This is a genomic window from Streptomyces sp. NBC_00582 (assembly GCF_036345155.1).
GTDB lineage: Bacteria > Actinomycetota > Actinomycetes > Streptomycetales > Streptomycetaceae > Streptomyces.
This window is the reverse complement of sequence record NZ_CP107772.1, coordinates 1,712,725-1,739,086: the sequence shown is the minus strand read 5'-3', so window position 1 is coordinate 1,739,086 and position 26,362 is coordinate 1,712,725. Positions and strand designations below refer to the sequence as shown.

Sequence of the window (26,362 nt, the reverse complement as noted above, 5' to 3'; positions counted from 1 at the left end):
CCCGTCTGTTTCGTTCTGGGGCCCATCCTTACGGGTTTCCGGCGTCCATGGGTGCACCCGGAGCGGCTGATTGCGGTCTTGTCACCGGCTGTGAACGACCCGTACTTTTGCCCCTCCTGACGCTTGTCGAGGGGGAACTCCATGGCCGTACGCGGCCGGCACCGCCGGTACCAGCCGAACAGGATCAACCGGGCCTCACTCACCGTCACCGCGGGCGGCGCCGGGATGGCGATACCGCTCATCGGCGCCGGCGCGGCCCAGGCGGCCGACGTGGACACCTGGAACAAGGTGGCCGCGTGCGAGTCCAGCACCAACTGGCACATCAACACCGGCAACGGCTTCTACGGCGGCCTGCAGTTCACCCAGTCGACCTGGGAGGCGTACGGCGGCAAGCAGTACGCCCGCCGCGCCGACCTGGCGACCCGGGACCAGCAGATCGCGATCGCGGAGAAGGTCCTGGAAGGCCAGGGGCCGGGTGCCTGGCCGGTGTGCTCGGTACGGGCCGGGCTGAGCCGGGACGGCGACACCCCCGACATCCACCCGAACGGCACCTCCGGCGGCACGTCCACCAAGTCGGCCACGTCGGCCAAGTCGTCGAAGACCTCGCTGAAAGACGTCCAGCCGCAGGCCACGCCCCAGTCGCGGGCCGGCACCGCCGAGATGTACACCGTCGTCCGCGGCGACACCCTCTCCGGCATCGCCGACACCCAGGACGTCAAGGGCGGCTGGCGGCGCCTCTACGCCGCGAACCGGACCACCATCGGCACCGATCCCGACCTGATCCTGCCGGGCCAGCGCCTGAAACTGCGCGCACCGGCCGGCACGTCCGCCCCCAGGACGAGCCCGAGCACGTCCAGATCCCGCACCGAACAGGAATCCGACGCCGACGACAAGGCGCAGACCGGCCATTCCCTGGTCGCCCCGGTCGCCGCGGCCACCGGAACCCCGTACCACGCCACCGGCTCCTCCTGGTCGAAGGGCTACCACACCGGCGTCGACTTCCCCGTGCCCACCGGGACCTCCGTGAAGGCGGTGGCCGCGGGCACCGTGGTCAGCGCGGGCTGGGGCGGGTCCTTCGGCTACCAGGTCGTCATCCGACACGCCGACGGCCGCTACACCCAGTACGCCCATCTGTCCGCGATCTCCGTGCGGGACGGGCAGTCGGTGGGCGGCGGCCAGCGCATCGGGCGGTCGGGCTCCACGGGCAACAGCACGGGCCCGCATCTGCACTTCGAGGTGCGGACCGGGCCCGGCTTCGGAACGGACGTCGACCCGCTGGCGTATCTGCGGGCCGGGGGCGTCAGGATTTGACGCGTACCCGGTGCCGGTCGACGGCCGGCACCGGAATGTACGCCGCGCTGTAGAGCGGACTGTGGAAGAACACCATCGGCCGGTCGCCCGGGTCGGAGGCCCCCGCGAGAGGCTCCCCGGCCTGGGCCGGTACGAGCGGCTTGTCGTGGCGCACGTCCTCCCGGACCTCCACGGTGTCCGAGGCGATCGGCGTCGGCACCAGCAGTTCCTCCGGCAGCACGGCCAGGACCGGCATCAGCGCCTGCTCCGCGCCCGTGAGCGCCGCGGTGTCCGGTGTCGTCCCGGCCGACGCGAGCGCGGGCCCGGCCGGCCTCACCGCTTCTTCCTCCGGTGCGGCCACAGCCCCGGCCACAGCGGATCCTCCTTGAAGACGCTCGGTGGTCAGCAGGATCAGACCGCCTGCCGCCACCACCCCACAGCTCAGGGCGAGCATGGTGCCCGTCGTGCCGTAGCGGAACGTCTCGCCGAACATCGTGATGCCGACCGCGGCCGCCACCACCGGGTTCACCACGGTCAGCGTGGCCAGCGGCGCCGCGAGGCCCGCGCCCCGGTAGGACGCCTGCGACAGCAGCATGCCGGCCGTGGCCAGCACACCGATCACGGCGAGGGAGGGGATGTCCGCCGCCGAGACGCCGTCGGTCCAGTCGACCGCGACGGTCTTGGTGAAGACGGACGACATGCCGAAGGCCATGCCGGACGCGGTCGCCAGCAGCATGCTGCGCACGGCCGGATGCCGGTGCGCGGCCCGCCCGGCGACCATCAGGGAGAGCACCGCGGCGGCGGTGACCACGGCGAGGGTCACCCGCTGCGGGGTGCCGAGCGACTGGGCGTCGGAGGCACCGACCAGGGAGAGCAGACCCGCCAGACCCACCGTGGCCATGATCGCGCCCCGCCAGGCCGTCGCCCCGGCCCTGCGGCCGACGAACAGCGCCGCCATCGGCAGCGCGAACACGATGGTCAGCGCGCCCAGCGGCTGCACCAGGCTCAGCGGGCCGTAGGCGAGCGCCACCACGTGCAGCAGTCCGCCGAGGCCGTTCAGCACGACCGCCGCCCACCAGCCGGGGCGGCGCAGCGGCGCGTACTGCTCGTCCGGGGACGACACCGCGACCTGCTCCTGCACGATCGCGCCGGACGCGTACGCCACGGCGGAGATCAGCGACAGGACCACGGACAACGCGAGGGCGCTCATGAGCTGTTCCTCTGCGTAAGGCCGGGGCTCGGGACCCGGCGCGGCGAACGGTCGGCTTTCATGACCAACACGATGCCTTGTCGATCTGTTCCCGTCGTCGTACCTGAGCACTCAATGGGTCCTACTGCCGATGGAGTACGAGGGGACCACGGTCCTCCCTCAGACGGGTGACGTGTGGGGGATCCCCCTGATCGCGGCCCCTGACCCCCTTGGTACTACTGCACGTCGTGGACCTCGACCCCGAACTCGCCGCGCTGCGCCCGCTCGGCGGCTTCTTCCTCCTACGCGCGGCCGGAGAACCGCCGCGCCCGCTGCCGACCCTCGCGGCGGTCTACGACGACCGGTCATCGGATGTTCACGGGAACGGCCTGACTTTCCGCGTCCGGAAGGTGAGCCGGGCGCTGCGGGCCCCCGAGGAGCGGATCGCCGCCTCCGTGGCCCAGCAGGGGCTCGCCGCCCGGCTGTGGTCGGTGGCCCTCGGCTGTGCCGCCCTGTACGGCGCGATCCCCGACCTCGATCCGCGGCTCCTGCGCTGGGACCCGGACGGCAGCGCCCCCGACGACCTGTGGCTGACCGAGGTCGCGGCCCTGCCCGGCGACGCCGCGACCCTGGCCGCCGCCGTACTGGACGATCATCTCGAACCGCTGTCGGCGGCCCTGCGCGCCCGGCACCCCGTCGCCGCCGGCCTCCTGCGCGGCAACGCCGCCTCCGCGCTGTCGGGAGCAGCCGGCCAGCTGGAACGCTGGGCGCGCCTGCACGGACGTCCCGGAACCGCCGCACGCGCGCGTGCCCTCACCGCCGAACTGTTCACCCACCCCCTGCTCGCCGACACCGGCACCCGCGCCGAGACCCCGGCCGGCACCGCCTTCCGCCGCCGCAGCTGCTGCCTCTACTACCGGGTGCCCGGCGGGGGAGTCTGCGGCGACTGTTGCTTCACACGACCCCCGCGCTCTTCCCCGCGCGCCCCGTCTGGGTGACCATGAAGGGAACCAGCCGTTGAGAATGGGGGGTTCCGGGTGCGAGTGGGACTGCTGACCCGGGAGTACCCCCCGGACGTGTACGGCGGCGCGGGCGTCCATGTGGAGTTCCTCGCCCGCGAGTTGCACCGGCTCGTCGACCTCGACGTGCACTGCTGGGGCGAGAGCTCCCTCAGGGAACGCGCGGAGGGCATCCAGCGCCACCGCCCCTGGTCCGCCCTGGACGGCGCCAACGACGCGCTGCGCACCTTCTCCGTGGACCTCGCCATGGCCGCCGCCCTCGAAGGCCGCGAACTCGTCCACTCCCACACCTGGTACGCCAACCTCGCCGGCCATCTCGCCAAGGAGCTGTACGGCGTCCCGCACGTGGTGACCGCGCACTCGCTGGAGCCCCTGCGCCCCTGGAAGGCCGAGCAACTGGGCGGCGGCTACGCCCTGTCGAGCTGGGCCGAGCGGACCGCCCTGGAGGCCGCCGACGCGGTGGTCGCCGTATCGGCGGCGATGCGCGAGGACATCCTCACCTGCTATCCCGCGCTCGCCCCGGAGCGGGTGCACGTGGTGCACAACGGCATCGACACCGGCCTCTACCGCCCGGATCACGGCACCGACGCCCTGGACAGGATCGGCCTGGACCCCGAACGGCCCTATGTGCTGTTCGTCGGCCGCATCACCCGCCAGAAGGGCGTGCCCCATCTGCTGCGCGCCGTACGGGACATCGACCCCGCCGCCCAGGTCGTGCTCTGCGCGGGCGCCCCCGACACCCCGGAGATCGACCAGGAGTTCCGCGCCCTGTTCACCGAACTCGGCGACGCCCGCGACGGCGTGCACTGGATCCCGCGCATGCTGCCCCGCCCCGAGGTGATCCAACTCCTCACCCACGCGGCTGTGTTCGTCTGCCCCTCGGTGTACGAGCCGCTCGGCATCGTCAATCTGGAGGCGATGGCCTGCGGCACGCCCGTGGTGGCCTCCCGGGTCGGCGGGATACCGGAGGTCGTCGAGGACGGGGCGACCGGCCTTCTCGTACCGGTCGACGAGGACGACGCGGTGTTCGAGGCGGGGCTCGCCCGGGCGCTGGACACGGTCCTCGCGGATCCGGCGGCCGGACGCCGAATGGGTGAGGCGGGGCGGGTGCGCGCGGTGGACGAGTTCGGCTGGGACGCGGTGGCGCGGCGGACGGTCCGGCTGTACGAGGAGATCCTCAAACAGGCGTAGCGGGCCCCGCGGCGGGGCATCCATGGGTTCCAACCAGGGTGAGGGGAGCGGCCAATGCGTCGTGGTGGACCTTCTGTGCTCGGCATCGTGCTGGCGGGCGGTGAGGGCAAGCGGCTGATGCCCCTGACCGCGGACCGCGCCAAACCCGCGGTCACGTTCGGCGGCACCTACCGGCTCGTCGACTTCGTGCTGTCCAACCTCGTCAACGCCGACGTCCTGCGCATCTGCGTGCTCACGCAGTACAAGTCGCACTCGCTGGACCGGCACATCACCACCACCTGGCGGATGTCCAGCCTGCTCGGCAACTACGTCACCCCGGTGCCCGCCCAGCAGCGGCTCGGCAAACGCTGGTACCTGGGCAGCGCCGACGCCATCCTGCAGTCGCTGAACCTGGTCTACGACGAGCGGCCCGAGTACGTGGCGGTCTTCGGCGCCGACCACGTCTACCGCATGGATCCGCGCCAGATGCTCGCGCAGCACATCGACAGCGGCGCCGGGGTCACGGTGGCCGGCATCCGGGTCCCGCGCGGAGAGTCGTCCTCCTTCGGGGTGATCAGCCCCGGCTCGGACGGTCAGACGGTCGAGAACTTCTTGGAGAAGCCCGCCGACCCGCCCGGCCTCAGGGACGACCCGGAGAGCGTGTTCGCCTCGATGGGCAACTACATCTTCACCACCAAGGCCCTCATCGAGGCGCTCCAGCGGGACGCCGAGGAGGAGGACTCCGTGCACGACATGGGCGGCTCGATCCTCCCCCAGCTCACCCGGCGGGGCGATGCCCAGCTCTACGACTTCAGCGCCAACCACGTCCCCGGCGAGACCACCCGCGACCAGGGCTACTGGCGGGACGTCGGCACGCTCGACGCCTATTACGACGCCCATATGGACCTGATCGCCGAGCGCCCCGCCTTCAACCTCTACAACCGCAGCTGGCCCATCTACACCCACTCCAACCAGCTCTCCCCGGCCCGCTTCAACGCGGGCGGCATGGCCAGCGAGTCGATCATCAGCGCGGGCTGTCTGATCCGCGGCCAGGTCAGCCGTTCGGTGCTCTCGCCCGGCGTACGGGTCGACCCGGGAGCGGTCGTCCAGGGCTCGATCCTGCACGACAACGTCCACATCGGCCGGGGCGCGGTGGTGCGCGGCGCGGTCCTGGACAAGAACGTGGAGGTCCCGCCCGGCGCGACCATCGGGGTCAACCCCGAGCGCGACGGAGAGCTGTACACGGTGTCCGAGCACGGGGTCATCGCCCTCGGAAAGGGCCAGCGGGTGTCATGAACTTAATCGCCTGTTAACTGTGCGTAGCCTGAACATGCTTGACCGTAATCACCTCCAAGGGGTTGACTGCTGCCTCACCCGTCGTCGACGCGAGGCAAGCCCTTGAACGCTGATGATCTTCTGGCACCCCTCGACCTGGCGTTCTGGAACATCGAGTCCCCCGAGCACCCGATGCACCTCGGCGCCCTCGGTGTCTTCGCCGCGCAGTCGCCCACCGCAGGCGCCCACGCGGCGGACCTGCTCGCGGCCCGGGCGGCGGCCGTCCCCGGGCTGCGCATGCGGATCCGTGACGTGTGGCGGCCCTTCGACCCCGTGCTGCCGCTCGACCTGCGCCGCCCGCTCGCCCTGGGCGGCGCGGTGCGCGAGACCGACCCGGACTTCGACCCCCACCGGCACGTCCGGCTGCACGCCCCCAGCGCCGACTTCCAGGTCGAGGCGGGCCGGCTCATGGAGCGCCCCCTGGAGCGCGACCGCCCGCCCTGGGAGGCGCACGTCCTGCCGGGGGAGGACGGGCTGTCCTTCGCCGTGCTGTTCAAGTTCCACCACGCCCTCGCCGACGGACTGCGCGCCCTGACGCTCGCCGCCGCCGTCCTGGACCCCATGGACCTGCCCACGCCCCGGCCCCGCCCGGCCGAGCCCGCCCGCGGGCTGATCCCCGAGGTGCGCCGGCTCCCCGGCCGGCTGCGCGGCGTGGTCTCCGACGTGGGGCGCGCCCTGGACATCGGTGCCTCCGTCGCCGTGTCGCGGCTGGGCGTACGGTCCACCCCCGCGCTCGCCGCCGCCCCCACCGGCACCCGCCGCACCGCCGGGGTGGTCCTCGACCTCGACGACGTGCACCGCGTCCGCAAGGTCGTCGGCGGCACCGTCAACGACGTGCTGATCGCCGTGGTCGCCGGCGCCCTGCGCCGCTGGCTGGACGAGCGCGGCGACGGCAGCGAGGGGGTACGCCCCCGGGCGCTGATCCCCGTCTCCAAGCGCCGCCCGCGCACCGCGCACCCGCAGGGCAACCGGCTCTCCGGGTACCTGATACGGCTTCCGGTCGACGACCCCGACCCGCTCGGCCGGCTCGCCCAGGTCCGCACCGCCATGGACGCCAACAAGGACGCCGGACCCGGCCGGGGAGCGGGCGCCGTCGCCCTGCTCGCCGACCACGTCCCGGCGCTCGGCCACCGGCTCGGCGGACCCCTGGTCAGCCAGGCGGCCCGGCTCTGGTTCGACATCCTCGTCACCAGCGTCCCGCTGCCCGGCCTCGGGCTGAAGCTCGGCGGCAACCCGGTCACCGAGGTGTTCCCGTACGCCCCGCTGGCCCGCGGCCAGTCCCTGGCGGTCGCCGTCTCGACGTACCGCGGCCGGGTCCACTACGGCCTGGTCGCCGACGGTGAGGCCGTCCCCGACCTCGACCGGTTCGCGCACGCGCTGACCGCCGAGGTGGAGACACTCATCACGGCCTGCGGTTCCTGACGGAACGGGTTTGGAGGAGAGGCCCGGCGCTCCGTAGACTTCCCCGTTCGAAAGCGGGCGCGGTCGGAGCGCCGCACTTCTCAGCAGGGAACAGCAGCGCGATGACGGTGACAGAGGACGGCTCGGCCGCCACCGAGGAGACGGTCTACGGCCCCGGCATCGACCCCGAGCGGCTGGCCGTCTGCCTCGGCGTGCTCGAGGAACTCGACAAGCTGGAGGTCGACCACCCGGACGCGATCGCCGTGCGCCGGGCCACCGCCGGCATCTACCGCACGGTGAAGCAGCGCCGCCGCCAGGAGCGCCGGGCCTCCAAGACCGCCCACGACAAGGCGGTCACCGAGGCCACCGCGACCGGCTCCGCCCAGCGCATCGACGACGAGACCGAGGGCATCCTGCCGTCGTCGGTCACCGAGGCGGGCCGGATCGCCGGGATACTCCAGCGCCCGCGGTCCTGCTACACCTGCAAGACGCGGTACGTCGAGGTCGACTACTTCTACCACCAGCTCTGTCCGGACTGCGCCCGGCTGAACCGCGCCAAGCGCGACGCCCGCGCCGACCTCGCCGGCAAGCGGGCGCTGCTCACCGGCGGCCGCGCCAAGATCGGCATGTACATCGCGCTCCGGCTGCTGCGCGACGGCGCGCACACCACGATCACGACGCGCTTCCCGAAGGACGCCATCCGCCGCTTCAAGGCCATGGAGGACTCCGCGGACTGGCTGCACCGGCTGGAGGTCGTCGGCATCGACCTGCGCGACCCGGCGCAGACCGTGGCCCTCGCCGAGCAGGTGTCCGCGGCGGGCCCGCTCGACGTCCTGATCAACAACGCGACGCAGACCGTACGCCGGCTGCCCACGGCGTACGCCGCCCTCGTCGACGGCGAGAGCGCCCCGCTGCCCGCCGGTGAGCTGCCCGCCCACCATGTGATCGGCGCCTTCAACTCCGGGGCGGTCGACGGGCTGGCAGCGCTGCCGATCGGCACCAGCGGCCTCGACGCGCAGAAGGTCGCCGACCTCGCCCTGGTCGCGGGCAACGCCAGCGTCGCCCGGCATCTCGACGGCACCGCCATCGACGCGGGCGGACTGGTCCCCGACGTGGTGGACACCAACACCTGGGTGCAGACCATCGAGCAGATCTCCCCGGTGGAGCTGCTCGAGACCCAGCTCTGCAACTACACCTCGCCGTTCATCCTGATCAGCGCGTTGCGGCCGGCCATGGCCGAGGCGGCGCGGCGGGCGAGGAGCGGGCGCTCGTACGTGGTGAACGTCTCGGCGATGGAGGGTGTCTTCGGCCGCGGCTACAAGGGTGCGGGGCATCCGAACACCAATGCCGCCAAGGCCGCGATGAACATGGTCACGCGGACCAGCGCGCAGGAGATGTTCCAGACCGACGGGATCCTGATGACGTCCGTCGACACCGGGTGGATCACGGACGAGCGGCCGCACTTCGACAAGCTGCGACTGGCGGAGGAGGGGTTCCACGCGCCGTTGGATCTTGTCGATGGGGCGGCGCGTGTCTATGACCCGGTGGTGCGCGGCGAGGCCGGTGAGGATGTGTACGGGGTCTTCCTGAAGGATTACGCGCCGGGTAAGTGGTGAGTTCTTCGGGTGGGTTCCCGCGCCCCTTCAGGGCGTGGTGCGTGCCGTTCTCACACTCGTGCCGCCGTCCACCAGGAGGTCCGTGCCCGTGATCCACTCGGACTCGTCCGAGCACAGCCACAGGACCGCCCTTGCCACGTCCTCCGGTTCGCCGATGCGGCCGAGGGGGAGGGACGCCGCGACCGTCCTCTCCTTCGGTTCCCATACGAACCGTGCCATCTCCGTCCGTACCAGGCCGGGGGAGACCGAGTTGACCCGGACTCCCGGGCCCAGTTCGCCCGCGAGTTGTCGGGTGAGGTGGAGGAGGGCCGCCTTGCTGGTGCCGTAGGCGCCGACGTCGGGGCCCACGTGACCCGCGCCCTCCGTGCAGATGTTGATCACGCTCCCGCCGTGCTCCCGCATCCAGCCGTGCCAGGCGCACTGCACCAGTCGGAGCGGAGCCTCGACGTTGACGGTGAACGCCTCGCGCCACAGGGCCGGGTCGGCGTCCATGAGGGGGCCGTACGGCTGGTTCGTCGCCGCGTTGTTGACGAGGACGTCGAGGCGGCCGAAGGTGCGCAGGCACAGGTCGGTGAGCGCCTCCGGGTGGCCGGGGTCCGCGACGCCTCCCGCGAGGCCCACTCCGCCCAGCTCCTGGGCGGCCCGCCGGACCTCGTCCGGGTTCCGGGCGCTCACGCACACGTGCGCCCCCGCGTCCGCCAGCGCCCGGGCCACCGCCCGGCCGATGCCCCGGGTGGCGCCCGTGACGACGGCGGCCCTGCCCTGCATGCCGTACGAGGACGTCATCGGCGTACGGTCTCACGGCCCGCCGTCAATCGACAGCCCCGAGACGTGAGGTGTGTCCGGCCACCAGTTCCAGGACCGTCCGCCAGTCCTCCAGGACGCCCGCGTCGACGCCCGGGGAGCGGCCGTCCTCGTCGGCCTGGTGGAGGCGGGCCAGATCGTCGTCGCAGCCGCGCCAGGGGTGCAGCCGCAGCAGATGGGCCACCCGCGGGCCGAGGAGAGGGCGTACGGCCCGCGCGGTGCGCTCCGCGCGGGCGGTGGGGTCGGCGGGGCGCAGGAGCCGGCCGATGGGGTGGACGAGGCCGGTGAGCTGGAGTTCCTTGTCCGCGGGGCGACTTCGCCGCAGCAGCGCCGCCGTCTGCAGCGCGTGGTCGTGCAGATCGACCCCGTGGGCCGGACCGCCCGGGGACTCGGGTACGCCCCGGCAGGCGTACAGCAGGTCCATCAGCTCCTCGACACTGCGCAGCTCCATGCGTCAGTCCTCCCGCGAGCCAGCCGTTCGGGACCTCAGCAGATCATGGCGTGCTTGCGACCGGGCGAACGGCACTTGAACGACGCGGCGCGGGTCGCCGCGCGGAAGAGATGTACGCCGGACGGGTGAACTCAAACGGCGCGAAACCACCGAAAAGGGTTCAATTCCCCTACGGGGACACGTGAGTGACGCGCCATGGTTACCCTAAATTTTCAGCGCTATCGAGCGGTGCCCCGCTCATTTGGTTAGTCTGTATCGGACGGACAGCAGGACGGAGTGCCACCCACACCCACCGTCCGTCTGGGACACGCCGGTTCACAACGGCCAGCTCTCCTCGGAGTCATCGGCACCACCGCGTCGCCACCGGCTCCAGCCAGACCTCAGGGAGCGTTGAGCGCCGGACCGCAGACTGGCCGGCACGCCCCGAGGGTGACCCGACACATAAGGAGTGCGCGGTGACACCGGAGAAGACGAATCGCGAACAACGCCCCAAGGAACGCACGGAGCGCGCCGGCCGCAGGGCCGGCGAGATCGGCAGCCTCGACGTGTGGGCGCGCTCCGCCCCGATCCGCCTGGCCGGCTACGAGGACGACCTCGCCGAGGACCACATCCTGCCCAGCGTGGACTGAGCCGCCCGGCCGCTCTCGCGATCCTTCGACGCCATGGGCGTGCGCGCACCCCGGCCCACGCCCATGCAGCCCCCGGCCGCCTTCCTCAGTCGAGCGGCGCCGTCCGCCGCCAGGGACGCAGCCCCTCCAACTGCTCCGCGACCCGCAGCAGTTCCGCCTCCGCCCCCGGCCTCCCCACCAGTTGCACGGAAGCCGGCGCACCCGAGGCAAGCGTGCCGAACGGCACCGCCATCGCGGGCCAGCCGGTCAGGTTCCACGGCGGCGTCAGCGGCGAGTAGTTCGTGTTGACCAGCACATTGCGCAGCCAGCCCCGCTCGTGCCACGGCTCCGACTTCGGCGAACGCCGCGCGAGCGCGGGGGTGAGCAGGACGTCGTACTCCTCGAAGAACGGCTCCAGGCGCCGACGCAGCTCATCCCGCGCCGAGCCGCCCCGCACCCCGTTCACGAAGCGTCGGCCGAGCGCGGCGTGCACCCGGGTGCGGCGGGTGAGCAGGCGCGCGTCCAGACCCGCCGCGTCCACGGACGTGCCCGCCGTCCAGTGGGCGAGCGAGGTCACTCCCAGCGAGAGGGGGAACCGCGGATCGGCCCGCCGCACCTGGTGGCCCGCCTTCATCAGCACCCCGGCCGCGTCCCGCGCCGCCTCCGCGAACGGGGCGCTCACCGTGACACCGGCCAGCGGGCTGCGCACCGACACCGCGATCCTCAGCGCCCCCGGTTCCGCCTCCCGCCGTACGGCCCCGGTGTCGTCCGCCAGGACCGACAGCATCAGCCGGGCGTCCTCGACGGTCGTGGCCAGCGGGCCGTTCTCCGACATCCCGAACCAGTCGCCGTCGCCGATGCCCGCCGGCACCACCCCGTGCCCCGGCTTGATGGTCACCAGACCGCAGTTGGCGGCGGGTATCCGCAGCGAGCCCATGCCGTCGTTGCCCAGCGCGATCGGCGCCATCCCGGCGGCCACCGCCGCGGCGCTGCCGCCGGACGAACCGCCCGCCGTGCGTGAGGTGTCCCAGGGGTTGCGGGCCGTACCGTGCACGCCCTCGGTGGTGCCGAAGACACACAGCTCCGGCACGTTCGTCAGGCCCACGACCACCGCGCCCGCCGCCCGCAGCCGGGCCACCGTCACATGGTCGGCGTCCGCCGGAGTGTCCGGGGTGGCCGCCGAGCCGACCCGCGTCGACTCGCCCCGCACCGGCAGATTGTCCTTGACCGCCACCGGCACCCCCGCCAGCGGCAGTTCGGCCAGGTCGGACCGGGCGGCCACCTCGTCGGCCTCGGCGAGCGCGGCCTCGGCCCGCACCACCCGGAACGCCCCGATCCGGCCGTCCAGCCGTTCGATCCGCGCGAGGTGCTCCGCCACCACCTCCCGCGGGGTGACCCGCTTCTCCCGCACGGCTGCGGCGATCTCGACGGCGGTCCGGCCGACCCAGCTGGTCACGGCGACTCCCTGGCGCTACTCGTGAGTACGTAGGGAGAAACCATGCCTCGCGGGGCCGCGCGCGTCGAGAGGCCACCGCACACATCGGTCAGGAAGCCACCTGTGCTCGCAGCCACTCCTCCACCGCGCCCACGTGCGCGGCCGCCGCCGCGCGGGCCGCCTCCGGATCACGGGCCGCGAGGGCGCGATGGATCGCGGCGTGCTCGCGCCGGGTGCGGTCGAAGGCGCCCTCCTCGCGGTAGCCGCGCCACACCCGGGCCCGGAAGGTCCGCGAGGACAGGCCCTCCAGGATCGCCGCCATCGTCTCGTTGCCCGCCGCCTCGGCGATCGCCCGGTGGAAGGCGAGATCGTGGGCCAGGATCTCCTCCGGGTCCTCCGTGGCGTTCATCGCCGCCAAGTGGCCCTCCACCTCGGCCAGTTGACCGGTGGTGATCCGCGCGGCGGCCTGCGCGGTCGCCGTCGACTCCAGGACCCGCCGCACCTCCAGCAGCTCCGCCAGACGCGGGCCGCGCGAGAGATCGGCGACGACCCCGAACGTCTCCAGCAGATCACCTGCCTGGAGCTGGGTGACGTAGATCCCCGAGCCGTGCCGCGCCTCCAGCACGCCGAGGACCGTCAGCGCCCGGATCGCCTCCCGCATCGAACTGCGGGAGATGCCGAGCTGGACCGCGAGGTCCCGCTCGGTCGGCAGCCGCTGGCCCGGCTCCAGCAGCCCCTCGCCGATCATCGCCTTGATCCGCTCGATGGCGCGCTGCGTCACCGTGCCCTTGGGGGCGGCGCTCCTGCCCTGCCGCGGCTCTTCCACGTGCTCTCTCCTGTCGCCGGTCCGCGCAGTCTAACCATCGATGTGGTCCGACCACTTGGGTCAATACCGCCTCTTGGCCCCGGCCGCGGGCTGTTGCGGGAGGGAAGTGGTCTGATAAATATGCGGCTGTCGCACGAAGTACGCCCAGGTGCCGTTGCACGAAGCCCGTCAGACGAGGAGCCGGCCGATGGCCCCGCCGACCACCGCCCGCGTCACCGCGGTCGACACCCACGACATCCGCTTCCCCACCTCGCGCGAGCTCGACGGGTCCGACGCCATGAACCCGGACCCCGACTACTCGGCCGCCTACGTCGTGCTGCGCACCGACGCCGCCGACGGCCATGAGGGGCACGGCTTCACCTTCACGATCGGCCGGGGGAACGAGGTGCAGGTCGCCGCCATCGAGGCCCTGCGCGCACACGTGGTCGGCCGGTCCCTCGACGCGCTCTGCGCCGACCCCGGCACGCTCAGCCGCGACCTGGTCGGCGACAGCCAACTGCGCTGGCTCGGCCCCGAGAAGGGCGTGATGCACATGGCGATCGGCGCGGTCGTCAACGCCGTCTGGGACCTCGCCGCCAAACGGGCGCGGAAGCCGCTGTGGCGGCTGCTCGCCGAGGCCGACCCCGCCTGGCTCGTCAGCCAGATCGACTTCCGCTATCTCACCGACGCCCTCACCCCCGACGAGGCCCTCGCCCTGCTGCGCCGCGGCAAGGAGGGCGCCGACGGGCGCACCGCGCACCTGCTGGAGCGCGGCTACCCCGCCTACACCACCTCCGCCGGCTGGCTCGGCTACGACGACGAGAAGCTGACCCGGCTCGCCGGCCGGGCCGTCGCCGACGGCTTCCGGCAGATCAAACTGAAGGTCGGCGCGGACCTCGCCGACGACATACGGCGCTGCCGTGCCGCCCGCGCCGCCGTCGGCCCCGGCATCCGGCTCGCGATCGACGCCAACCAGCGCTGGGACGTCGACGAGGCGATCCGCTGGACCCGCGCCCTCGCCGAGTTCGACCCGTACTGGATCGAGGAACCCACCAGCCCCGACGACATCCTCGGCCACGCCGCCGTCCGCCGGGCCGTCGCCCCCGTCAAGGTGGCCACCGGCGAACACGTCCAGAACCGCGTCGTCTTCAAACAGCTCCTCCAGGCCGGCGCCCTCGACGTTCTCCAGCTCGACGCCGCCCGCGTCGGCGGCGTCAACGAGAACCTGGCGATCCTGCTGCTCGCCGCCAAGTACGGCGTCCCGGTCTGCCCGCACGCGGGCGGCGTGGGCCTGTGCGAACTCGTCCAGCACCTGTCGATGTTCGACTACGTCGCCCTCACCGGCACCACCGAGGACCGGGTCATCGAGTACGTCGACCATCTGCACGACCATTTCCTGGACCCGGTCGTGATGCGGGCGGGCCACTACGCGGCGCCCACCGCGCCGGGGTTCTCGGCGGCCATGCGCCCCGAGTCGATCGAGCGCTACACCTACCCGGGCGGCACCTTCTGGGCCGCCGACCTCGCAGGACGCAAGGAGAACGTGGCGTGAGCGACTTCGCAGGGCTGAGCGCCCTGGTGACCGGCGGCGCGTCCGGCATCGGCCGGGCCACCGCCGAGCTGCTGGCCGAGCGCGGCGCCAGGGTCGCCGTCCTCGACCTCGATCCCTCGGGCGTCGACGAACCGCTCCTCGCCCACCGCGCCGACGTCACCGACGACGCCTCCGTACGGGAGGCGGTCGCGGCGGCCGTCGCCGACCTCGGCGGCCTGGACGTCCTGGTCAACAACGCGGGCATCGGCGCCCAGGGCACCGTCGAGGACAACGACGACGCCGAATGGCACCGCGTCCTCGACGTCAACGTCGTCGGCATGGTCCGCGTGGCCCGCGCCGCCCTGCCCCACCTGCGCCGCTCCCGGCACGCGGCGATCGTCAACACCTGCTCCATCGCCGCCACCGCCGGCCTGCCGCAGCGGGCGCTGTACAGCGCGACCAAGGGCGCGGTGTACTCGCTCACCCTCGCCATGGCCGCCGACCACGTCCGCGAGGGCATCCGCGTCAACTGTGTCACCCCCGGCACCGCCGACACCCCGTGGATCGGGCGGCTGCTGGACGCGGCCGACGACCCGGCCGCCGAACGCGCCGCCCTGGAGGCCCGCCAGCCCACCGGCCGCCTCGTCAGCGCCGCCGAGGTCGCGGGAGCCGTCGCCTACCTGGCGAGCCCGCTCTCCGGCGCCACCACCGGCACCTCCCTCGCCGTGGACGGCGGTATGCAGGGCCTGCGGCTGCGCCCGGCGGCGGCCCGGTGAACGCCCTCGGCCGCAGCCCCGTCCAGGTCACCGGACTGGCCCTCGGTGCCGCGCCCCTCGCCAACCTCTACACCGAGGTCTCCGAGGAACAGGCGTACGACACCGTCGCCGCCGCCTGGCGCCACGGTGTGCGCTACTTCGACACCGCACCGCACTACGGACTGGGCCTGTCCGAACGCCGCCTCGGCGCCGCCCTGCGCGAACACCCGCGCTCCGCGTACACCGTGTCGACGAAGGTGGGCCGCCTCCTGGAGCCCCGCGCGGACGGCGGCGACGACCTCGCCAACGGTTTCGCGGTGCCCGCCACCCACCGCCGTGTCTGGGACTTCAGCGCCGACGGCGTACGCCGCTCCCTGGAGGCCTCCCTCGAACGCCTCGGCCTCGACCGCGTCGACGTCGTCTATCTGCACGACCCCGACGACCACGCCGAACAGGCCTTCCGCGAGGGCTACCCCGCACTGGAGAGGCTGCGCTCCGAGGGCGTGGTCGGGGCGATCGGCGCGGGCATGAACCAGGCGGAGATGCTCACCCGGTTCGTCCGCGAGACGGACGTCGACGTGGTGCTCTGCGCGGGCCGCCACACCCTGCTCGACCGGAGTGCCGCCGTCGAGCTGCTGCCCGCCGCCGCCGAACGGGGCGTCTCCGTCGTCATCGGCGGCGCCTTCAACTCCGGGCTGCTCGCCGACCCCGGGCCCTCGGCCACGTACAACTACGCACCCGCCCCGCCCGAGTTGCTCGACCGGGCCCTGCGGATGAAGGCGGTGGCCGACCGGCACGGCATCACCCTGCGCGCCGCCGCACTCGCCTTCTGCGCCGCCCACCCGGCGGTCGCGAGCGTCCTGGTCGGCGCCCGCTCGGCGGCGGAGGCCGACGACTGCGCGCGGCAGTTCGCCACCCCGGTCCCCGAGGCGTTCTGGCAGGAGCTGAGGGACACCGGACTGCTGCCGTCCGAGGAGCTGTCATGAAAGACATGAGGGAGCTGCCATGAGGGTCGCCCTGCACACCCGGGTCCGTGCCGACCGGATCGACGCCTACGAGACCGCGCACCGCGAGGTGCCGAAGGAGCTGACGGACGCCATCCGGGCCGCCGGAGCCTCCTCCTGGACCATATGGCGCAGCGGCACCGACCTCTTCCACGTCCTGGAGTGCGAGGACTACGCCCGTCTCCTCGCCGAGCTGGAGAAGCTGCCGGTCAACGTGGCCTGGCAGGCCCGGATGGCCGAACTCCTCGACGTGGTGCACGACTACTCCGACCAGGGCGCCGGCGCCGGCCTGCCCGTCGTGTGGGAGCTGCCGTGACCGTCGACGCCCACCACCACGTCTGGGACCTCTCCGTACGCGACCAGGACTGGATCGAGGCGGGCAGCCCGCTCCGCCGCGACTTCACGATCGAGGACCTGGCACCCCGGGCGCGGGCGGCCGGCGTCGACCGCACGGTGCTCGTCCAGACCGTCACCGTGGCCGAGGAGACCCCGGAGTTCCTCGCCCTCGCCGCCGCGCACGAGCTGATCGCGGGCGTCGTCGGCTGGACCGACCTCACCCGCCCGGACGTCACCGACGAACTCGCCCGGCTGCGCGCACTCCCCGGCGGCCGCTACCTCAAGGGCGTCCGCCACCAGGTGCAGGGCGAGCCCGACCCCGGCTGGCTGCTGCGCCCGGACGTCCGGCGGGGCCTGGCCGCCGTGGCCGGGGCGGGCCTGGTCTACGACCTGGTGGTCCTCCCGCACCAGCTGCCCGCCTGCACCGGCGCCGCGGCCGCCCTTCCGGAGCTCACCTTCGTCCTCGACCACCTGGGCAAACCCCCCGTCGCCTCCGGCGCGCTCGAGCCCTGGGCGTCCGACGTCCGCGCCCTCGCGGCCCTGCCCAACACCGTCTGCAAGCTCTCCGGCCTGCTCACCGAGGCCGACCTCGACCACTGGACCGTGGACGACCTGCGCCCGTACGCCGACACCGTCCTCGACGCCTTCGGTCCGGACCGGCTGATGTTCGGCTCCGACTGGCCGGTGTGCACCCTCGCCGCCCCCTACGGCGATGTGGCCGAGGTGACGGCCGCCCTGGTGAGCCCCACGGAACGCACACGGATCTTCGAGACCACCGCCGTCCGCGTCTACGGCCTCTGAGCCGCCGCCGTCAGCCGGGTGGGCGGCAGATACTCCCGCACATACGTCCGCTCCCAGCACGCGCCCGTCTCCCGCAGCTCCCGCCAGGTGGTGTACCGGTAGCGGAACAGACGGGCGCGCACGTACCGGGGCGGCGCACCGGGCGCGAAGGGGGAGCGGCGCAGCAGCCTCAGCGTGTCGTGGTCCTCCTCCAGCAGCCGTTCCACCAGCGCGCCGAACCACGGGCCGGCGTACGCCGGGGAGAGCGCCGCGAACCACATCAGCCAGTCCAGGCGCAGATGGTAGGGCGCGAACTGGCGCGGCCAGCGCCGGGGATCGCCCGGCTTGCCCCTGAACTCGTACTCCCGCCAGTCGGAGTCCTCCCGCGGTACGTCGTCCCGGGTGCCCTCGACCACCACCTCGTAGCGGATCCGGCTCACGCTGCCGAACGCGCCGTAGGTGTTGACCAGGTGCAGCGGGTCGAAGGAGCGGTTCATCACCTGGCGCCGGGAGAGCATGTTGACCACCGGGCGATGGCTCAGGAACACGAGCAGCGCCGCCACGGCGAGGACCACCACCTCGTACCAGAGCGGTGGACCGGCGAGCGGCCGGTGGTCCGAGGGCAGGGCCAGCGCGGGCACCGCCAGCACCACCGTGATCCAGTTCAGCCAGGAGAAGTTGCCCGACAGGATCAGCCACAGCTGGGTGAGGATCATCAGCGAGGCGGCCGCCGTGGCCACCGGCCGCGGAGCGAACAGCAGGAACGGCACGACGAGTTGGGTGAGGTGGTTGGCGGCGGCCTCCGCCTTGTGCAGGGGCCCCGGCAGCCGGTGGAAGAACCAGCTCAGCGGGCCGGGCATGGGCTGGGTCTCGTGGTGGTGGTACAGGCAGGTCAGCTTCCGCCAGCAGGCGTCGCCCCGCATCTTGATCAGCCCCGCCCCGAACTCCACCCGGAACAGCAGCCAGCGCACCAGGAAGAGCACCACGACGGGCGGGTCCACCTCGTCGTTGCCGAGGAACACCGCGAGGAAGCCGGTCTCCAGCAGAAGCGACTCCCAGCCGAACGAGTACCAGGTCTGGCCGACGTTCACGATCGACAGGTACAGCGCCCAGGGCACCAGCCACAGCAGCATCGCCACCCCCAGCGGGACCAGCCCGTCCAGGCCCGCCAGCAGCGCGGCCGACACCGCGCACCCCGCCCAGGCGCAGCCCGCGAACAGCCGGTCGGAGTAACGCCACTGGAACAGGCTGGGCGCGGCCCGGAACGGCACCCGCTCGACGTAACGCGGGACCGGCAGCATCCCGCGCTCGCCCAGCAGCGCACGGAACTGCAGGGCCGCCGTCAGGAACGCGACCAGGTACACACCGGCCAGCGCCCGCTGGAACACCAGGCGGCCGAGCCAGTAGTCGGGGGCGGTGAACCAGTCCACGGTCGTGCGCTCCTTCGCGTTCGTTCCGGCCATCGTGACGGTGCGTGTTCCCCGTCTTCCGTTTGCGTGACCCGGGAGAGTGAAGCAGACAATGGTGATCGAACAGCCCAGATCCTTCGGGAGGCAGAGGTGCGAGTACCCGTTGCGGCCCTCACCGCCTGCGCCCTGTCGGCGGTGCTTCTCGTCGCAGGCCGCAGTGGCGCCGAGGAGAGCCGCACCCCGGCGGAGACCGGGGTCGTCCTCCCGGCGACCGAGGACCAGGGCCTCTCCGAGGAGATCGGGCCCGAGTCCGTCCCCGAGATCCCCGACCGGCCCGACGGCGGCGGCCTCGTCCCGGACGGGCCCGACGAGTCCGACACCACCGAGCTGGTCGACGGCGTCGCCCTGAACTGACCGGGCACGGCCGGACCCTCCCGGGTCGAAGAATCGGACGAATCCTGGCAAGGTGGCCCCATGGTTGATCGGGGAGCGAGCGCCCTGTCACCCCTGGACGACTGGCCTGCCCACCCGGATCCGATCCTGGCGCTCAACCGCATGGGCAGCTTCGACTGGGACCTGGACTCGGGGCTGTTCCACATGGACGCCCGGGCCCACGAGATCTTCGACCTGCGGCCCGACGAATACGACGGCGACCCCGCCTCCCTCGCGATCCGGGTGCCGGCGAACGAGGGCATCCGGCTGGACGAGCTGGTCTCCCAGGCCATCAAGGACGGCAGCGAGAACTACGGCGCCTACTTCCGTATGCGGTTGCGCGACGGCACCCTGCGCTGGACCCACACCCAGGGCTACATCCGCCGTGACCGCACCGGCCGTCCGCGCCGGATCGTCGGGATCGTCCGCGACGCCACCGACGAGCTGAGCGACCTCGCCGCCCGCGACGAGGCGACCGCACTCGACGACGCCCGCCGCGAGCAGACCAACGTCGTCCAGCTCACCACCGCCGCCCTCGCGCACGCCCGGACCGTGCAGGACGTCATCGACGTCCTCAAGGACACCCAGGGCCTCACCCACCTCGGCGCCACCAGCCTCGTCATGGGTCTGGTCGAGGCCGGCCGGATCCGGCTGGTCGCCGAGGGCCCCGAGGGCAGCTTCGTCCCCGGCACCCTGGTCACCCGGATCGACGAGCCGTACCCGATGAGCGAGGTCGTCCGCACCCTCACCCCCCGCTTCATCGAGTCGGCGGACGAGTTCGCGGCCGGCTACCCCGTGCTGTGGCCGCACATCACCGACCTCAGGATCACCTCGGCGGCCTACCTCCCGCTGATCGTCCAGGCCCGCCCCATCGGCGCCATGGGCCTGCTCTACAGCAACCGCGAGGGGTTCACCCCGGAGGAGCGCAACATCCTCGTCGCCCTGGGCAGCAGCATCGCCCAGAGCCTTCAGCGCGCGATGTTCTACGAGCAGGAGAAGGACATCGCCCAGGGCCTCCAGCAGGCCATGCTGCCCCGCACCATCCCCAGCGTGCCCGGTGCCGACGTCGCCGTCCGCTACCGCGCCGCCACCATCGGCGGCACCCTCGGCCGCGACATCGGCGGCGACTGGTACGACCTGATCCCGCTGCCTGGGGGTACCCCCTCCGGGGGAGGCCGGGTCGGCGCCGTCATCGGCGACGTCCAGGGCCACGACACGCACGCCGCCGCCGTCATGGGCCAGCTGCGGATCGTCCTCAAGGCCTACGCCGCCGAGGGCCACACCCCGGCCACCGTCATGGCCCGCGCCTCCGTCTTCCTCCACGAACTCGACACCGACCGCTTCGCCACCTGCCTGTACGCGGAGGCCGACCTCTCCACCGGCGTCGTCCAACTGGTCCGCGCCGGACACATCGACCCCCTGCTGCGCGCCGCCGACGGAAGCTGCCGGCGCGTCCACGTCCCCGGCGGCCTGCCACTCGGGCTGTCCGCCGAGTTCGGCAGCCTCGAATACCCGGTCGGCACCATCGAGCTCGACCCCGGTCACACCCTGCTGCTCGCCACCGACGGACTGGTCGAACAGCCCGGCGCCGACCTCGACGACGGCATGCGCGGCCTCGCCGCCCTCATCGCCGCCGGCCCCGACGACGTACGCAGACTCGCCGACCAGTTGATCGACGTCGCCGAGGAGCGCGGCGGGGACGACGACGTGGCCCTGCTCCTGCTGCGCCGGCGGGGCCTCGACACCCCGCAGACCGGCGGACGGCTCCAGCAGCATGTCGCCCCCGGCGACCCGGAGGCCCTCACCGCCGCCCGGCACATGATCCGGGCCGCGGTCCGCGCCTGGGGCGCCCGCGACCGCGCCGACGAGATCGAACTCGTCGCCGACGAACTGATCACCAATGCCCTGATGCACACCGAGGGCGCCGCCATCGTCACCCTGCGGGTCCTCACCGGCGGCGACCGACGGCTGCGCGTCGAGGTCGAGGACTCCTCCAGCGCCCTGCCCCGCCGCCGCGAGGCCGGCGAGTCCGGGGTCTCCGGCCGCGGCCTGCTCCTGGTGGACCTGCTCGCCGACGTGTGGGGCGTGGAGGCGCGCGGCGGCGGCAAGTGCGTGTGGTGCGAGTTCGTCGTACGCGAGTCCCGGTGACCCCGCGTGGCACTCTGGACGTATGCCGGAACTCCCCGAGGTCGAAGCGCTGAAGGACTTCCTGACCGAGCACGTCGTCGGGCACGAGATCGTGCGCGTGCTGCCGGTGGCGATCAGCGTCCTGAAGACGTACGACCCTCCCGTCACGGCCGTCGAGGGGCACGAGGTCACCTCGGTGCACCGGTACGGCAAGTTCCTCGACCTGGAGACCGACGCCGGCCTCCATCTCGTCACCCACCTCGCCCGGGCCGGCTGGCTGCACTGGAAGGACCGACTGCCCGACGGCCCGCCCCGGCCCGGCAAGGGCCCCCTCGCCCTGCGGGTCGCCCTGGAGACGGGAGAGGGCTTCGACCTCACCGAGGCCGGCACCCAGAAGCGGCTCGCGGTGTACGTCGTCCCCGACCCCCGGCAGATCCCCGGAGTCGCCCGGCTCGGTCCCGACCCGCTCGCCGCCGACTTCGACGAGCCCCGCCTCGCCGGGCTCCTCGCGGGCGAACGCCGGCAGCTCAAGGGCGCGTTGCGCGACCAGAGCCTCCTCGCGGGCGTCGGCAACGCCTACAGCGACGAGATCCTGCACGCCGCGAGAATGTCCCCCTTCAAACTCGCTGCCTCCCTGAACCCGCAGGAGGTCCACACCCTCTACGAGGCCCTGCGCACCACCCTCACCGAGGCGGTCGAGCGGTCGCGGGGGCTGGCGGCCGGGCGGCTGAAGGCGGAGAAGAAGAGCGGGCTGCGCGTCCACGGCCGCACGGGTGAGGCGTGTCCGGTGTGCGGCGACACCATCCGCGAGGTCTCCTTCAGCGACTCCTCGCTCCAGTACTGCCCCACCTGCCAGACCGGCGGCAAGCCGCTCGCCGACCGGAGGCTCTCCCGGCTGCTGAAATGACGGCGGGTGGCTCGCTGGCTCGCGGGCGGCGGGGCGGGCCGGGTTCGGTCGGGCCGGGGCCGGGGTTCACCAGATGCTGTTGGCGACGGGGTAGGCGATCGCCAGGACCACGCCCACGACCAGCGCCGGGACGGCCAGCAGCCGTGCCGTCCACACCACCGACCTGGTGGTGCTCGCCGTGGACGGCGGGTAACGGCCGGGGCGCAGCACCAGGTCGCGCCGGGCGAGCGCGCACAGCAGCAGCGCCACGGCGGCCGTGACCAGCGAGACGATCAGCGCCGTGAGCATCCCCGAGTCACTGATGTGGGCCCCGAGGTCGCCCTTCAGATCGCGCAGCGCCTGCACGGCCGACCTCCCCTTGTAGACGGCCCGCGCCGCCGTGCCGACCGAGGCGACGGCCAGGACCAGCCCCGCCCCGGCGAGCACCGGCGCCCGTTGCGAGGGCTGGACCCGGGTACGGCCCCCGGTTCCGGCCGCGGGACGGGGCGCCCCCACGGACACGGCGGCCCGCTGCGGTCCCGTCGCGGGCCCTTGGACCGGCGTGGACTCCTGAGCCGGCGTCGACGCGGCTCGGGCCGACGGGGCGGTCGCGTGCCGACGGGCCGGGGCTTCGCCGCCCTCGCCCTGCCCCGCACGGGCGTCGGCCGCACGCCGCCGCCCCCACTTCCGGCCCCGCGGGCCCCGCCCCGGGCCGTCGCGCTCCGGGACCGTCCGGGTTCCGGCCCCGCCGGTGCCGTCCGACGCGGTACGGCGCTCCCCGTCGTCGGCATCCCCGGGCGGGGGACGCTCTCCGCCCCCGTGCGGCCCCGGCGCCACGGCGTGCCCCCCGCCTTCGCCGGTGATCGTGGGAGCGTGACCGTGGACTCCCTGCGGTACGGCACGACCCGCGCCGCCGGTGTCCTTCGGGGCGGGAGGGGCCCCGTAGGCCCCTGGCGCCACGGCATGCCCCTTGCCGCCGCCGCCCGTCGGCGCGGCCGGGGCCCCGCCTCCATGGCCCCCGCCGGGCAGGGGGCGGTCTCCGTCTGCTCCGACGCCCGGGGGTGCCGTGGGGGCGCCGACCGCGCCGCCGCTCTCCGGCGCGCCGCCCTCCGTCCCTGCCGGCACGGCACGCCCCGTGCCCGCTCCGGTTCCCTCTCGCACGGCGTGGCCCGGGCTCCCGTGGACCCCGCCTTCGCCGATCCCCTCCGGCACCGTATGGATCCCGCTCCGTCCGCCGCTCCGCTCCTGGCGTCCGGCGGACACGGTCGCCTCCCGGGCCCGTTCCCTCACCGACGGCGGTGGGGGAGGCGGCGGGGGCGGCGGCTCCGGCTCCGGTTCGGGCAGGGGGGCCGGGGCCGGGACGATCTCCGCCTCCACGGGGAGCGTCACCTCGCCGGTGATCCCCTTCAGCAGCAAGTCTCCGCTCAACCGGCCCGCCCTGGACGTGTCGACGCCGATGTCCAGTCCCTCGGGCGACTCCTCGGCGGACAGCCAGTCGCCCGCCGGCGGATTCGGATGCGGGGTGCAGGCGCGGGCCAGGGGCGGGCCGAGCAGATGGACCGGTCGGTGCGGGGTCTCGGAGTGCTGCGGCACGCGGCCGAAGTCCAGCCGCACCGGATCGGGCCGCAGCTCGGAGTCGGCGAGGGCCTTGCGCGCCTCGTCCGAGACCACCCGGATGTCGTTCTGGACGATCTCCTCCAGCGCGTCGCGGGCACCCAGCGCCTTGGCGAGGTCCGTGCTCTCCGTCCACGCGTGCAGCTCCGCCACCGCGCCCAGCCGGGTGTAGAAGTTGGCGGCGTCCATGGCCTTGCGCAGGGCCGGCGGCACCGGCTTGGCCACGATGCGCCGGCGCCGGCTGTGCGCGAGGTACATGTCGCCCTGCATGTCGACGGTGCGGCCCGGCGTCTGGTGCGGGCTCTGCTGCCGGACATGGTCGAAGACGTACTCGTACAGCTCGTCCAGGGACACCTCGCCGTCCGCGTCGAGGTCGGCGTCCCCGGTGGTCAGGCCCTCCACCACCGCGTGCGTGAACACGGACGGCCGCGGCGCGGCGGTCCGGGTGAGCTGGGTGCCCTCGAAGGCGTACTCCATGGAGTTGGAGGCGGTGATCACGGCCCAGCCCCGTCCGCCGCCGAGTCTCTCCCCGGCGAAGGACTCCAGCACATGGACGTCCCCCGCGGCGCGCACCGAGGACGAACCCCGGGAGAAGGCGCCGCCGTAGCAGCAGTCGAGGAACAGCACGGTCCGCTTGGCCCGGGTGCGGAACATGCAGTGGCGGACGAACTGGGCCGAGACGGCCGTCGCCTCGAGCAGCCGGGGCTCAGTGTCCCGGGCCGCGAAATAGAGGGATCCGGATTCGCTTTTCAGGCCGTGACAGGAGAAGTGCAGCATCAGCGTGTCCTCGCGGCCGCCCTCGGAAAAGAACCGCTCGATGCCGCGCCGGATGGCGTCCACCCGCTCGTTTCTCAACACTTCCACATCGAAATCGCCGACCTCCGGATCGCCCAGGACTTCCGCGAGGGAGACGGCGTCCTGCGCCGGCGCCCGCAATTGTCCGAGACCCTGGTCGTCGTACCGGTCATTGGCGATGATCAGCGCGTGCCGGGTGGTGGTCATGGCTCACGCCTCGATCGGGGAATGGCGTCGGACGAACAGGTCGAACGCCTCCGACACCTGTTCCGTGGTCGCCTCGGAGATCTCGAGCTCGTCGTCGTCCAGGGTCAGTCGCAGGGCGGGGCGGGTGCCCCGGCAACGGCCGCGCCACTCCCGGATGGCGTTCATGACCTGGGAGAGTCCGGCGGCGGAGCTGCCCAGGCTCACCAGCAGGGCTCCGATCGTGGTGATGTCCACGGCGCGGGCACCGGGCGGGAGGGTCTCCTCGCCGGTGACCGTGGTGACGTCGTCGACGTCGAGCTGCAGCAGTTCGGCGCGCAGAAAGCCGGTCAGTTCCGCGATGTCCTCGGCTTCCGCGCCTTCCTCGGTCAGAAGGATTCGCAAAGTCTTTTCCATCGGTGGCTCCACGTCTCGACAACAAGTTTCTGCCGAAACGCGCGCCGCCGCAAATCACGCTTTCACATGGATATCTGCGGGCGGAAAGACCCTGGAATCACTGTCCGGGAACGAGGTTGAATTCGACACGTATGCGATCCGGTGCGACGCCGATGGGATGCCGATCCGATGCCGAAGTGACCTGAACTCACTTCGGGGCGGCATCACTGGGCGGGCAGGGTGACCAGATGCTCGCCCTCGGCGGTGCGCAGCTCGTAGCGGGCGACCTCCTCGGGGTGGTAGGCGGTGCCGCCCTTCATCGTGTTGGGGCGGGCGTCGTGCAGCGGGACGTTCCAGCTCGTGACGGTCTGCTCGGAGCCGTCGTGGCCGACGGCGATCAGCCGGCAGTCGCGGGGGCCCGCGCCGTCCTTCACCTTGAGCTCGATGTCGCTGCCCCAGGCCTCGTCCTCGATGGTCACCTGCGCCCACACACCCGACTTCTCGTCGGTGGCCGTGACCCGCACCGCGTCCTCACTGTCGTCACCGCCCGCCATCATCGCGACCGCGGGGCCGACGAGCGCGATCACCACGGAGGCCGCCAGGGCGAACATCACCCGTCGGCGGACCGCCCGGTGCCGGACGGCCACCTCGGCGAGCAGTTTGTCCAGCATCCGCGGCCCGGGCCCCGCGAAGGGGTGCACGCTGCGCGGCGTGGCCCGCCGGTAGAGCATCATCTGACGCGCCGTGGGGCCGAACTCGGTGACCTGTGCCGCGCATTGAGGACACTCCATGAGGTGGTCCTCGAAGCGGAAGGCCTCCGCCTCGTCCAGCACGCCGAGCGCGTACGCGCCGACGTCGCGATGCCTCTCCAGGGACCTCATCCGAAACCTCGTGCCGTTGAGTGCCAGTGGGGTTACTCCTTGCTCCCACCGGTACGGACCAGGCACACGAATCACTCAGGCGCGTACCGAATCGTGACCCAGATGTTCGG

The 26,362-nt window shown here is 72.9% G+C and carries 24 protein-coding genes; 15 read left to right on the top strand and 9 right to left on the bottom strand.

All coding sequences use genetic code 11. The features are described from left to right. Positions 1–141 precede the first annotated feature (141 nt). Positions 142–1,311 carry a transglycosylase family protein gene (locus OG852_RS07270; protein ID WP_330347387.1) on the top strand — a complete coding sequence of 390 codons (1,170 nt, stop codon included), beginning with the start codon at positions 142–144 and terminating at the stop codon, positions 1,309–1,311. On the opposite strand, the gene OG852_RS07265 is transcribed toward OG852_RS07270, so the two are convergent. Then, on the bottom strand, positions 1,301–2,500 hold the full coding sequence (locus tag OG852_RS07265; protein WP_330347386.1) for a DMT family transporter: 1,200 nt from the start codon (positions 2,498–2,500) through the stop codon (positions 1,301–1,303). The genes OG852_RS07270 and OG852_RS07265 overlap by 11 nt on opposite strands. Positions 2,501–2,709: 209 nt before the next feature. Between OG852_RS07265 and OG852_RS07260 the strand changes: the two genes are divergently transcribed. From OG852_RS07260 to OG852_RS07240, 5 genes are all read left to right on the top strand, one after another. Next, complete coding sequence (locus OG852_RS07260) at positions 2,710–3,477, top strand: (2Fe-2S)-binding protein (protein WP_133915706.1); 768 nt, start codon at positions 2,710–2,712, stop codon at positions 3,475–3,477. 39 nt (positions 3,478–3,516) lie between these two features. Further along, the gene (gene glgA / locus OG852_RS07255; RefSeq protein ID WP_133915705.1) at positions 3,517–4,689 is read left to right on the top strand and encodes a glycogen synthase; all 1,173 of its coding nucleotides are present in this window, start codon (positions 3,517–3,519) and stop codon (positions 4,687–4,689) included. Between the two features lie 54 nt (positions 4,690–4,743). Continuing rightward, positions 4,744–5,964, top strand: coding sequence for a glucose-1-phosphate adenylyltransferase (glgC, locus tag OG852_RS07250; RefSeq protein ID WP_330347385.1), 1,221 nt, complete (start codon positions 4,744–4,746; stop codon positions 5,962–5,964). Positions 5,965–6,066: 102 nt separating this feature from the next. Continuing rightward, on the top strand, positions 6,067–7,425 hold the full coding sequence (locus tag OG852_RS07245; protein WP_133915703.1) for a wax ester/triacylglycerol synthase family O-acyltransferase: 1,359 nt from the start codon (positions 6,067–6,069) through the stop codon (positions 7,423–7,425). 101 nt (positions 7,426–7,526) lie between these two features. Then, on the top strand, positions 7,527–9,020 hold the full coding sequence (locus tag OG852_RS07240; protein WP_133915702.1) for an SDR family NAD(P)-dependent oxidoreductase: 1,494 nt from the start codon (positions 7,527–7,529) through the stop codon (positions 9,018–9,020). A gap of 27 nt (positions 9,021–9,047) precedes the next feature. Here the strand turns inward: OG852_RS07240 and OG852_RS07235 are convergent, their stop codons facing one another. Next, a complete protein-coding gene (locus OG852_RS07235; RefSeq protein WP_330347384.1) occupies positions 9,048–9,806 on the bottom strand; it encodes an SDR family oxidoreductase in 759 nt (252 codons plus the stop codon). Between the two features lie 25 nt (positions 9,807–9,831). Continuing rightward, a complete protein-coding gene (locus OG852_RS07230; protein WP_330347383.1) occupies positions 9,832–10,275 on the bottom strand; it encodes a hypothetical protein in 444 nt (147 codons plus the stop codon). A gap of 455 nt (positions 10,276–10,730) precedes the next feature. Between OG852_RS07230 and OG852_RS07225 the strand changes: the two genes are divergently transcribed. After that, positions 10,731–10,904 carry a hypothetical protein gene (locus tag OG852_RS07225; RefSeq protein WP_133915699.1) on the top strand — a complete coding sequence of 58 codons (174 nt, stop codon included), beginning with the start codon at positions 10,731–10,733 and terminating at the stop codon, positions 10,902–10,904. 85 nt (positions 10,905–10,989) lie between these two features. Here the strand turns inward: OG852_RS07225 and OG852_RS07220 are convergent, their stop codons facing one another. Next, positions 10,990–12,339 carry an amidase gene (locus OG852_RS07220; protein WP_133915698.1) on the bottom strand — a complete coding sequence of 450 codons (1,350 nt, stop codon included), beginning with the start codon at positions 12,337–12,339 and terminating at the stop codon, positions 10,990–10,992. 88 nt (positions 12,340–12,427) lie between these two features. After that, positions 12,428–13,144, bottom strand: coding sequence for a FadR/GntR family transcriptional regulator (locus tag OG852_RS07215; protein WP_133915697.1), 717 nt, complete (start codon positions 13,142–13,144; stop codon positions 12,428–12,430). A gap of 187 nt (positions 13,145–13,331) precedes the next feature. Between OG852_RS07215 and OG852_RS07210 the strand changes: the two genes are divergently transcribed. The 5 genes from OG852_RS07210 to OG852_RS07190 are packed head-to-tail and all read left to right on the top strand — an operon-like array spanning position 13,332 to position 17,550. Beyond that, positions 13,332–14,675: an L-fuconate dehydratase gene (locus OG852_RS07210; protein WP_330347382.1), complete on the top strand. Its 1,344-nt coding sequence runs from the start codon at positions 13,332–13,334 to the stop codon at positions 14,673–14,675. Next, on the top strand, positions 14,672–15,430 hold the full coding sequence (locus OG852_RS07205; RefSeq protein WP_133915695.1) for an SDR family NAD(P)-dependent oxidoreductase: 759 nt from the start codon (positions 14,672–14,674) through the stop codon (positions 15,428–15,430). Before OG852_RS07210 ends, OG852_RS07205 begins: the two co-directional genes overlap by 4 nt. After that, a complete protein-coding gene (locus OG852_RS07200; protein ID WP_133915694.1) occupies positions 15,427–16,395 on the top strand; it encodes an aldo/keto reductase in 969 nt (322 codons plus the stop codon). The genes OG852_RS07205 and OG852_RS07200 overlap by 4 nt, the downstream gene beginning before the upstream one ends. Positions 16,396–16,414: 19 nt before the next feature. Next, on the top strand, positions 16,415–16,729 hold the full coding sequence (locus tag OG852_RS07195; protein WP_133915693.1) for an L-rhamnose mutarotase: 315 nt from the start codon (positions 16,415–16,417) through the stop codon (positions 16,727–16,729). Continuing rightward, positions 16,726–17,550: an amidohydrolase family protein gene (locus tag OG852_RS07190; protein WP_133915692.1), complete on the top strand. Its 825-nt coding sequence runs from the start codon at positions 16,726–16,728 to the stop codon at positions 17,548–17,550. The genes OG852_RS07195 and OG852_RS07190 overlap by 4 nt, the downstream gene beginning before the upstream one ends. Here the strand turns inward: OG852_RS07190 and OG852_RS07185 are convergent. Beyond that, positions 17,538–18,959 carry a lipase maturation factor family protein gene (locus OG852_RS07185; protein ID WP_133915734.1) on the bottom strand — a complete coding sequence of 474 codons (1,422 nt, stop codon included), beginning with the start codon at positions 18,957–18,959 and terminating at the stop codon, positions 17,538–17,540. The genes OG852_RS07190 and OG852_RS07185 overlap by 13 nt on opposite strands. Before the next feature lie 129 nt (positions 18,960–19,088). Here OG852_RS07185 and OG852_RS07180 point away from each other — a divergent pair, with 129 nt between their 5' ends. Genes OG852_RS07180 through OG852_RS07170 form a run of 3 tightly spaced genes read left to right on the top strand, consistent with a single transcriptional unit; the run spans position 19,089 to position 22,404 of the window. Beyond that, on the top strand, positions 19,089–19,352 hold the full coding sequence (locus OG852_RS07180; protein ID WP_330347381.1) for a hypothetical protein: 264 nt from the start codon (positions 19,089–19,091) through the stop codon (positions 19,350–19,352). 60 nt (positions 19,353–19,412) lie between these two features. Beyond that, entirely contained in the window at positions 19,413–21,518 is a 2,106-nt protein-coding gene (locus OG852_RS07175) for a SpoIIE family protein phosphatase (RefSeq protein WP_330347380.1), read from the top strand. A gap of 22 nt (positions 21,519–21,540) precedes the next feature. Next, positions 21,541–22,404, top strand: a complete 864-nt coding sequence (locus OG852_RS07170) for an Fpg/Nei family DNA glycosylase (protein WP_133915689.1) — start codon at positions 21,541–21,543, stop codon at positions 22,402–22,404. A gap of 66 nt (positions 22,405–22,470) precedes the next feature. Here the strand turns inward: OG852_RS07170 and OG852_RS07165 are convergent, their stop codons facing one another. The 3 genes from OG852_RS07165 to OG852_RS07155 form a co-directional block, all read right to left on the bottom strand. Continuing rightward, positions 22,471–24,999 (bottom strand): caspase, EACC1-associated type, encoded by a 2,529-nt coding sequence (locus OG852_RS07165; protein ID WP_133915688.1) that lies wholly within the window; start codon positions 24,997–24,999, stop codon positions 22,471–22,473. Between the two features lie 3 nt (positions 25,000–25,002). Further along, the gene (locus OG852_RS07160) at positions 25,003–25,392 is read right to left on the bottom strand and encodes a hypothetical protein (protein ID WP_133915687.1); all 390 of its coding nucleotides are present in this window, start codon (positions 25,390–25,392) and stop codon (positions 25,003–25,005) included. 203 nt (positions 25,393–25,595) lie between these two features. Beyond that, complete coding sequence (locus OG852_RS07155) at positions 25,596–26,252, bottom strand: zf-HC2 domain-containing protein (RefSeq protein ID WP_133915686.1); 657 nt, start codon at positions 26,250–26,252, stop codon at positions 25,596–25,598. Positions 26,253–26,362 lie beyond the last annotated feature (110 nt).